We start from the raw sequence: 8498 nt of genomic DNA on the forward strand, positions 1-8498 counted from the left end.
CTCATGGCGCAGCCCAAGATTCTAAACGTCTTGTATCAATCCGACAACAACTACGCGATGGTTACGGGCGTCTCAATAGAATCACTCTGCATGAATAACGCCCACCTTGATCAGATAAACGTCTACCTCCTTGATGACGGCATCTCTAAAGAGAACCTTGCAAGAATTAGGGGCATTGCGGAGAAGTATGGACGCAATCTTATTCCCGTTGACCCTACGAGCATTAGGAATATGCTCATCCAACTGAAAGTCGAACCTTGGCGTGGAACCTACACCACGTACTACAAGCTATTCGCAGCCTCCACGCTCGATCTTCCCACCGACCGAGTCCTCCAAATTGATGGCGACACCATCATCAACGGCCCTCTTGACGAACTAATCGAGATGGACCTTGGCGATTCTATCTGCGCCGCCACATGGGACTGCGTTCTCACCGAATACAAACGCTGTATTGATATCCCTCGTGAGGATTACTACTTCAACTGCGGAGTCATGCTCATCAGCCAACCAAACTGGAACGCCTATGGCTGCACCGAAAAGATTATCGACCACCTGACCCATGTGAGAAACAAGTACTTTGTCGTAGACCAGGACATCGTAAACGTCCTCTTCCGCGATAAGATCGAGTACATCAGTCCAACGTACAACTTCAATAGCTGCTTCTACATCTACGGAGTCGACTATGTTTACAAGATCTATCATCTTGACGACAAGCTATATTTCCCCAAAGAAACCGTTACCTCCATTCTTGATAACGGGGGCCCGCTCATCAATCACTGCATGAGCGCTCAGACCGGTCGCCCGTGGGAACACAACAGCATCCATCCCCAAAACGCGCTTTTTGATAAGTATCTGGCCCTCACCCCTTGGACAGACGCCGACAAGCTGACCGTCCGCCGAACCTTCGTTTTCCGGGCCCAGCGCTTTGCCTACGAGCACCTTCCCATGTCCATCTACTGGGTTATCCATCGCGTCGTCCTCACGATGTGGATGAACGAACAGGACAGGAAGTGCAAAAAGGGTGAATAGAGCCAAAGAACTTAGCATCGGCGAAAACATTGCATGGAACTCAATCGGCAACTTTGTCTACCTCATCGCACAATGGGCCCTTAGCTACATCGTTGTTCGAGTCCTTGGCTATGGACCGGCAGGAACCTTTTCACTTGCAATGTCCATTGGCAACTCCCTAAACGCGATTGCCACCTATACGATGCGCAATTATCAGGTCTCCGACCTGAAGGGAGACTACTCTGATAACCAGTACATTCTTTCGAGAGCCATCACGTCGGGAATCTCGCTTTTAGCATGCATTGTGTTTACCGGAATTAACCCTTACGACGGTTACACATCCCTGTGCATCATCGCCTACATGGTGTTCAAGATTTCCGAGGCCGTCTCTGACGTTTATCAGGGGATACTTCAACGTGCGAACAGAATGGACTACATCGGGAAAGCTTACATTCTTAAATCCCTTGTGGACCTCGCGCTATACTGCGGAATCCTCTTGGCAACCAATGACCTCCTGTTTGCAATTTGCGGACTCAGCATTGGCTCTACCGCTATTGTCTGCATCTACGAGCGAGCCACCGCACGACCGTTCTCAAACCAGAAGAAAACGAGCAGTGATGTAAAAGAGGATCTGGGAAGGGTGCTAGGTCTGCTTATTGCCTGTCTTCCCATCGCGGCCTATGGCCTCTTCTTTAACACCATGGGGCAAGTACCCAGATACGCACTTGAATTCATGCTTGGAAGCGAGAAGCTCGGCATATACACGTCCGTAGCTATGCCAGTAACTCTTGTGCAGGTATCTGCAAACTATCTATTTGTTCCCCTTACTGCCCCGCTCGCCCAATGCTATCTTGATAAGAACTCCAAACGCTTCTACGACATTATCAAGAAGGTGAGCATAGCGATCGCTATTATTGCTGTCTGCGCGTTTGCCGGATTTGGCCTTCTTGGAAAACCGGTTATGCGCCTGCTATTTGGAGACTCGATCCTCCCGCATCTCTATTTGCTCAACCCACTCATCGTATGCAGCATCCTCGTTGCGCTTTCATGGTTTCTCTCGGCAGCGCTCACCGTTATCAGGCAACTCAAAGGGCAGCTACTTCTCAGCCTTAGCAGCTTCATCCTCTCCTGCATACTGAGCCCCTTACTTATCTCGTTATTTGGAATGAACGGGGCGACGTTCTCCTATATCGCCGCTCTTCTTGCCTTTTCGGCCGGCAGCTTGGTGCTGCTTTTCAAAAGCTTCAAACCCAGCACTGCTTAATATAGCGCCCCGGGATCGATTGTGATCCCAGGGCGTTCCTACATCCTACCCAAAAGAACCAGTAACCTAAAAGCCAGCTCATCACCGACGGTTTCTCGATAGCGAACAGGCCAGAAAGCCTTCCTCAACTGGGTGAGAACGGTAATGGGCCGACTGTAGAGGTCAATTAACTCACGGTTGTGAGCGCTGAATTCCCCAGAACATGCGGTGGCAACCCTCTTGATCATCACACGCACTTTTCCGACAGTTTCCCCAAACAAGAACGTCCTAATCCTGAAACTGAGCCTCTGAAATGCTCCCATATTCCCAGCCGATACATTCTCTGAGTGTCTCCGATATTTAAGGGACACCCTCGGATCCGAAATAGTCTTCCCATACCCATTTGAGATGAGAGCGCATAACCAATCATGTCCCGCAATACCATCGGGATCGACAGACAGCAATCGCTCCCTCATGGCGCGATTGAAAACCATTACCATCCCGGGTATAGCGGCTTCAGCAACAGCATTTTCCAAGCTGGAAGACAGCCTGCGATTTGGAGTGTCTTCGACCTCATTCAGATTCTGATCGCAGAACACGAAGTCACTGTGATACATCACAGGCACGGAATCTGCGAAAGCCCCCGCCTTGTCGAGCTCTTCAACCGCACGCGATAGCTTTTCGGGGAGCCAGAAGTCGTCCTGGTCACTAAACGCATAATAATCGGTATCTGGACATGCTCGCAGTGCAGCGAGGAAACCAGCTGCAAAACCAAGATTCACACCATCGATCACGACGACATTATCGCGGTCTGTATATTCGTCGCAAAGCGCCACCGTTTCAAGGTTCGGAGACCCATCATTCCTCATGACGAGAACGGGCTCGCTCGTCTGCCCAAGAATACTGTCTACTTGCTCACGAAAATACTCAGCTCTCGGGTTATACACCGACATCGCGACGGATACACGATGCACCTTTTGCGTGGTCACGCCATCTCCAATTCTATAAGCTTGCCGAAAACCATTGTGCTACTTGAATATACATAAAAGTGTACGGCAGACCAAATCTACCGAGAAACTATCCGCCGCGACATTCCATATCTACGAGAAGCGGATTAGGGCCTACTGAAACGGCCTCACGACCGCCAGGATGGGCGTTGACGCGTACACGCTCGCAACGCGTACGCCAACCGCCGGAGAATTCGCCTCAATGATTCGATCTCCACCAATGTAGATGGACACGTGCCCGTTCGTCATAATGAGGTCGCCCGGCCGCCTTGACTCAAACGACACATGAGTGAACCGGTCGTTGTTGCGAATGTCGTTCGCATAGTGGTCGTGGCCCGGCGTGTAGTAGTGGTCCCACGGGTTCATGGGGCTCAAGTCCATACCCATTGCGCACAAGGCCTGCATGACCAGACCCGAACAATCCACGCCCACGCCAGGGGCACACGAGTAATCCCGCACGTATGGCGTATTGCCCACGTAACTCATGGCGGTTGTGACTATGGCGTTCACACACTGGTTGCGCGTAGCGTTGTAGGGGATCTTAGACTCGGTACGGTAGCCGAAGATACCCTGCCCCAAGTGCGGAATGCTCATCGACTTGTTAGACACTTGGTAGTACGGCCACGGGTTCTGGAGCCGATGTAGAGCGGACTCTGCTAACTGGTGAACACAGAGTTTATCGTGCTGCCAGGAGCACCCGCCCCCTTGCCACACACAATTACCTGAACGCCCTCAACTCGCAGGCCGCAACTTGTTGTGCCAGCGGTGGCTCCATTAGACGTCCAACCCAGCCAGCCGTACTCCATGCAGGCAATCAAGATTGAACTCACAGGTAATATAGCTAGCGGCTACGACGTGTGCTGACGCATTCACGCTCAAAACTTCGGATGGCTGGGCTGATGAGTATTGCGCGCTCCACGTAACACCCGTTTCGCACTTTCAATATCGCCGCTGAGCGAGTTCGTTCCGCCGCTTGCGTATCATAGATTTCAGCGAAGATGCAATTAAGCTCCTCTTCGTTGGTTTTCAGCGTATGCCAACGATTCTCGCACTCAGTATGCCAACGATCCTCGCACTCAGTATGCCAACGATCCTCGCACTCAGCCTTCCATACGTTGTATTTATCAGAGATTTAACGCCCCGTACTTTTTCCTTAAATTCCGTAGCACTGCTTGGTTGCCGCCCCTGAAAAGGAGCCGAGAAATGTGCCTGCCGTCTCTGCCGTTACCGCAATAACATTCGGACAGGTCGTAGCTTGACCCACGCCATCTCGTCCAATCAGTGCAAATCCGTGCTTGGTAACACGAATGTTCTCAGGATTTTCGCTTTCATCGACCTCAAAGAGAAGAGGCGTCATACAGGCGAAGTATCTGGCAATCAACTTTCGATCAATGCCCCATTCGGTAAAATCAAGGCGAAATACGCTATCGTTCTTTGTTTGGAGGATCTGCCAGACGAACTCCCTTTGAAGTTTCTTGTCAATTGGACGGCTAGCATCATCTGGAATTACCCATCTAAATTTGGGTTTTTCTGCGCCAGGAACCTTGCCGTCTTTGCACCATCGTGCAACAACGTCGCGAGTGGTATTCCATTTTTCTGCTGCTTCTGTCGTGTTCATGCAAATCACCTAAATCACGGGATCAATCCAGCCAACTCCAGCCATATGTGCCTGTGCAGAAAGGAAGATGACCTTTTCCAAGTCCTCGTCAGATACCCCAGGCAACTCCTCAGCAGTATCGAAGGCTCCATCGATAGCATCAACCGACGAAGCACCGGAATCTTCAGCATATGCTGGCAAGCAGACATACAACGGCATAGCCAAAACAAGGGCAACGCATGCACCCAGGACGACCTTTCCGATAGAAGTTACAGGCCTCACCAATATCACCCAAAAATAAAAGTATCTAAATCAACACAATAATACCATCACATTTTAGGTCACAGCACAGGAAAAGACCTCCGTAACGCGGAGGCCCTTTCCTGAAATGCTATTCGTTTGAGATTAGTGACAGAGCCTGCGCCAAAGAAGCCGCAACGCCCTGCGGGGAGCATGTTGAGAGGTCGGCCTCGCCCATCCCGAAGGAACCTCGTAGTACGTAAAACCATTTCCCAGATACTCATTCGCCTTCGAAACAATATAGCGAACATTAAGGTCTCCCGGGTAGGCTGTGGCACAGTACCACCTATGAATGCCAACGTTGCCGCCCACCACAAACTGTTTCCACCCCTTCTGACGCGCAAGGGCAGTCATGAGCTGGACGCTCATATCCATAGTAGACGTGCTGGCCGAATTCATCCCCACATGTTCGATGGACACCGTATGCATATTCCATTCCCAGTGACCGACCGCCCACGCAGCATGATTGAGCACAATATACCAGTGGATCTGACCATCTCCAACACCAAAGTGCGCCGAAACTTGTCGTGTCCCCAAGAACGTGTTGTCAATCTGCTGCAAAGTCCTGCAGACGGAGATATGCAAAACGATTGCATTCCAATCGTTACCATAACCAGATGCGCTGTAATGATTCACGCCAATCCACGTTCGATGCAGATTGGACGGAAAGAAGTTCGTAAAGTACGAAAGCTCGCTACTGCTAGAATCTGCCCCGATTTCGTTGACAGGTACTAAGCCGCCTTCGAGCGGCTCTCTTCCATCTGCTTTTTCTCGAACTCCTCGGGGCTGAGCCGGCCAAGCGCGGAGTGAATTCTGATCCTGTCGTAGAAGCACTCTAGGTACTCGAATATCTCGAGCGCGACCTCCTCTCTGCCTGAGAAGGTGCGCGCGTGCACGCATTCCGCCTTCATGGTCCCCATCCGGGATTCCGTCACAGCGTTGTCCCACGGGCTCGAAACCGACCCCACGAACGGCATGATGCCGCCCTCCCCCATGGTCTTGCCGATGAGCGGCGACACATATCGGCTCCCGTGGTCCGAATGATGGAGGCGGCCCCTCTCCGGGCCCCTGTGCGCTATCGCCATCTTGAGCGCGTCGTCGGCCGGTTCCGCGGCCATCCCGGGGGCCATGGGCCGACCCACGACCTTGCGCGACCGCACGTCCATCACAACCGCCAGGTACAGCCGGCCCTGATGGGTCCTGACGTGATGTCGACGAACCGCGCCCTGTCCGGGCCGTCTGCACTGAAATCGCGCTTCACCGGGTCGGGGGCCGATTCGCCCTCGGAGGCGCGCTTTTCCTTCTCGGGATCCTTCGTGCAGCGCCTGGTCACGCCGCGCCAGCCGTTCCCCCGCATTATCCTGGCCACGCGCTTTCGCGAGACGCACTCGCTGTCGCGCTTCAGGACCTGGAAGACCTTCGGCGAGCCGCAGATGCAACGGCCGGCCTCGTAAACTTCAAGTATCTTCGCCGCGAGCTCCGCGTCATGTCACGACGCGCATGCTCGGAGGCGGCCGACCTGCGGTGCGCGTAGCAGCCCTGCCCTGTGACCTTCAGCGCCGACCACGGCTCCAGACACCGAGCACCGGCAGCCGAGCACCGCGATGAACTCAAACTTAGCTCTCTTCACGGAGTCTTACTCGCGAAGAAGGCGCTGGCCTTCAAAAGGATCTCGTTCTCGCGCTTAAGCCGCCCGTTCTCCCTTCTTAGCCTGCGCAGGTCCCCTGCCGTCTGGAACGGGTTCTGCGATTTGGGATCGCCCTCGGCCCTCCGGTCCGCCTGCTTCACCCAGCTGGAAGGCGAGCCGGGGTCGACCCCTAGCCTGAGCGCTACCTCCGCATAGGTGGCGTCGGATTTTATATACAGCTCCACAGCCTACTGCTTGAACTCCGGTTTGTACTTGGGCGTACCGACCATGATCTCCACCTTTCATCCTTTCCGGAATCTTATCGGAAAACGGAATTGCAAGTGTCAACCAATCTGGGGCGGATTCATACGTCCCGTTCTTCTACTTGCCCACCGACATGCTATCTGCCTCTTCTCGGCTCGGTCGAGCATTCCGAAGTCGCCCTCTCGAAATACTCTCGGCTCACCCTGCCATGGATCGTCCTGCAACCGCCTTCCTTGAACTCGGCGTTGAGCTGCCTAATGATCTTATAGGCCGCCGCCTTCAAGAACCCCCCCCCATCAGGTCGGTGCCCTCGTTCGCGTTTATCATCTCCACCGCCGTTAACCTCCCGTCCTTTAGTAGCACATTTACGCACTGTATAGCAAGACGCTAACGCACTGTTGATGTAAACTAAAAATGTATTAGTAGGTTCGCGCAATTCTGGCGTTTTATCGGACATCCGAAGCGGGGATTCGATGGAGATGAGAAACCCGCTCCTCCCGAGGGGGCGCGAGGAATATCGCCTCGCCGAGAAGCTGAGGCAGCTGAGGTCGCTGCGGGGACTCACCCAAAGAGAGGTCGCGCAGGTGGCGGGCATCGACGAGTCCACCGTGCGCAACTACGAGCTCGCAAGGCGCATGCCGAAGCCCGAGCAGGTCCGGAGCCTGGCGGCGGCGCTGGAAGTCATGCCGGAGGCCCTGATCCCGTTCGACCCCGCTGCCGACCACAACGAACTCTTCCTCATGACCGTGGAGCTGGCCGACATCTACGGCTTCGAGTTCGGCATCAATGACATTACCTGTTCGCTCATCCATTCGATCATCTACGCCAACCAGATTCCCCAGGACAACTACAAGATTTATCTTCTTTCTGACGGAACGGCTACCTACAACTTCATGAACGAGGCATTCAACGCTGAAGGTGTGGATCCCGCCGCCAAGGAAGCCCAGCTTGAGCAGAGTTGGCTGGCCGCCAAGGAGTACGCATACAAGAACGGACAGGCAAGCTCGGACTACGGATGGCACGCCCATTGGGACTCCATGTACGCCGTGTTGAAATGCGAGCCGAACACTGAATGGTGGATGACGCGCGCGAACCTGTTCCAGAGCGCTGACGGCAACGCATTTGCCAACGCCATTGCCACCGATCCGGCGGTAAAGAAGAAGAACGTGGCGAGTATGCTCACCGCGCTCCAGCAACGTGGCGACGCAACGGTCGCGGCGTTCAAGGCACTCTACAACTTCAACGACGGCTACTTCACCGCCGCCGAAGCTGAAGGCAAAAAGCCCATGGTTCTCTTGGGCACCTACGTCAACCTAGAGCAGTCGTTCGAAGACTACGCCAAGCTCACCATGACCTACTACGGAGACGAGTACGCCTACTATTACAAGGGACACCCCAACACGCCAACCGGGCTGTGGCCCTCCAAGCAAGACCAGTTGAGCTCCTTGGGAA

At 53.8% G+C, this 8498-nt stretch carries 11 protein-coding genes; 3 read left to right on the top strand and 8 right to left on the bottom strand.

Annotated elements, in window-relative coordinates; translation table 11 throughout:
• The first annotated feature begins 3 nt into the window (after positions 1–3).
• Positions 4–1029, top strand: a complete 1026-nt coding sequence (locus AB5Z20_RS03850; RefSeq protein WP_368156316.1) for a glycosyltransferase family 8 protein — start codon at positions 4–6, stop codon at positions 1027–1029.
• Positions 1022–2272 carry a lipopolysaccharide biosynthesis protein gene (locus AB5Z20_RS03855; protein WP_368156317.1) on the top strand — a complete coding sequence of 417 codons (1251 nt, stop codon included), beginning with the start codon at positions 1022–1024 and terminating at the stop codon, positions 2270–2272. The genes AB5Z20_RS03850 and AB5Z20_RS03855 overlap by 8 nt, the downstream gene beginning before the upstream one ends.
• A gap of 38 nt (positions 2273–2310) precedes the next feature.
• Here the strand turns inward: AB5Z20_RS03855 and AB5Z20_RS03860 are convergent, their stop codons facing one another.
• The 8 genes from AB5Z20_RS03860 to AB5Z20_RS03895 all read right to left on the bottom strand — a co-directional run bounded on the left by AB5Z20_RS03860 (position 2311) and on the right by AB5Z20_RS03895 (position 7027).
• On the bottom strand, positions 2311–3240 hold the full coding sequence (locus AB5Z20_RS03860) for a glycosyltransferase (RefSeq protein WP_368156318.1): 930 nt from the start codon (positions 3238–3240) through the stop codon (positions 2311–2313).
• A 132-nt stretch (positions 3241–3372) separates the two neighbouring features.
• Positions 3373–3867, bottom strand: coding sequence for a C40 family peptidase (locus AB5Z20_RS03865; RefSeq protein WP_368156319.1), 495 nt, complete (start codon positions 3865–3867; stop codon positions 3373–3375).
• A 47-nt stretch (positions 3868–3914) separates the two neighbouring features.
• A complete protein-coding gene (locus AB5Z20_RS03870; RefSeq protein ID WP_368156327.1) occupies positions 3915–4064 on the bottom strand; it encodes a hypothetical protein in 150 nt (49 codons plus the stop codon).
• A 347-nt stretch (positions 4065–4411) separates the two neighbouring features.
• On the bottom strand, positions 4412–4876 hold the full coding sequence (locus AB5Z20_RS03875) for a hypothetical protein (RefSeq protein ID WP_368156320.1): 465 nt from the start codon (positions 4874–4876) through the stop codon (positions 4412–4414).
• A 384-nt stretch (positions 4877–5260) separates the two neighbouring features.
• Positions 5261–5791, bottom strand: coding sequence for an N-acetylmuramoyl-L-alanine amidase (locus AB5Z20_RS03880; protein WP_368156321.1), 531 nt, complete (start codon positions 5789–5791; stop codon positions 5261–5263).
• Positions 5792–5886: 95 nt separating this feature from the next.
• Positions 5887–6321, bottom strand: a complete 435-nt coding sequence (locus AB5Z20_RS03885; protein WP_368156323.1) for a transposase — start codon at positions 6319–6321, stop codon at positions 5887–5889.
• Positions 6321–6620: an IS3 family transposase gene (locus AB5Z20_RS03890; RefSeq protein WP_368156329.1), complete on the bottom strand. Its 300-nt coding sequence runs from the start codon at positions 6618–6620 to the stop codon at positions 6321–6323. The genes AB5Z20_RS03885 and AB5Z20_RS03890 overlap by 1 nt, the downstream gene beginning before the upstream one ends.
• Positions 6621–6781: 161 nt before the next feature.
• Positions 6782–7027 (bottom strand): transposase, encoded by a 246-nt coding sequence (locus AB5Z20_RS03895; protein ID WP_368156324.1) that lies wholly within the window; start codon positions 7025–7027, stop codon positions 6782–6784.
• Positions 7028–7525: 498 nt separating this feature from the next.
• On the opposite strand from AB5Z20_RS03895, the gene AB5Z20_RS03900 reads away from it, so the two are divergent.
• The coding region (locus tag AB5Z20_RS03900; protein WP_368156325.1) for a helix-turn-helix domain-containing protein at positions 7526–8498 on the top strand (973 nt) is incomplete at its 3' end.

It is taken from the genome of Collinsella aerofaciens, from assembly GCF_040910245.1.
Lineage (GTDB): Bacteria > Actinomycetota > Coriobacteriia > Coriobacteriales > Coriobacteriaceae > Collinsella.

Bases quoted from the DNA above. Each gene is read 5' to 3' on its own strand.
- AB5Z20_RS03870 (WP_368156327.1), bottom strand. From the start codon at position 4,064: ATGGAGTACGGCTGGCTGGGTTGGACGTCTAATGGAGCCACCGCTGGC.
- AB5Z20_RS03885 (WP_368156323.1), bottom strand. From the start codon at position 6,321: ATGGACGTGCGGTCGCGCAAGGTCGTGGGTCGGCCCATGGCCCCCGGG.
- AB5Z20_RS03875 (WP_368156320.1), bottom strand. From the start codon at position 4,876: ATGAACACGACAGAAGCAGCAGAAAAATGGAATACCACTCGCGACGTT.
- AB5Z20_RS03850 (WP_368156316.1), top strand. From the start codon at position 4: ATGGCGCAGCCCAAGATTCTAAACGTCTTGTATCAATCCGACAACAAC.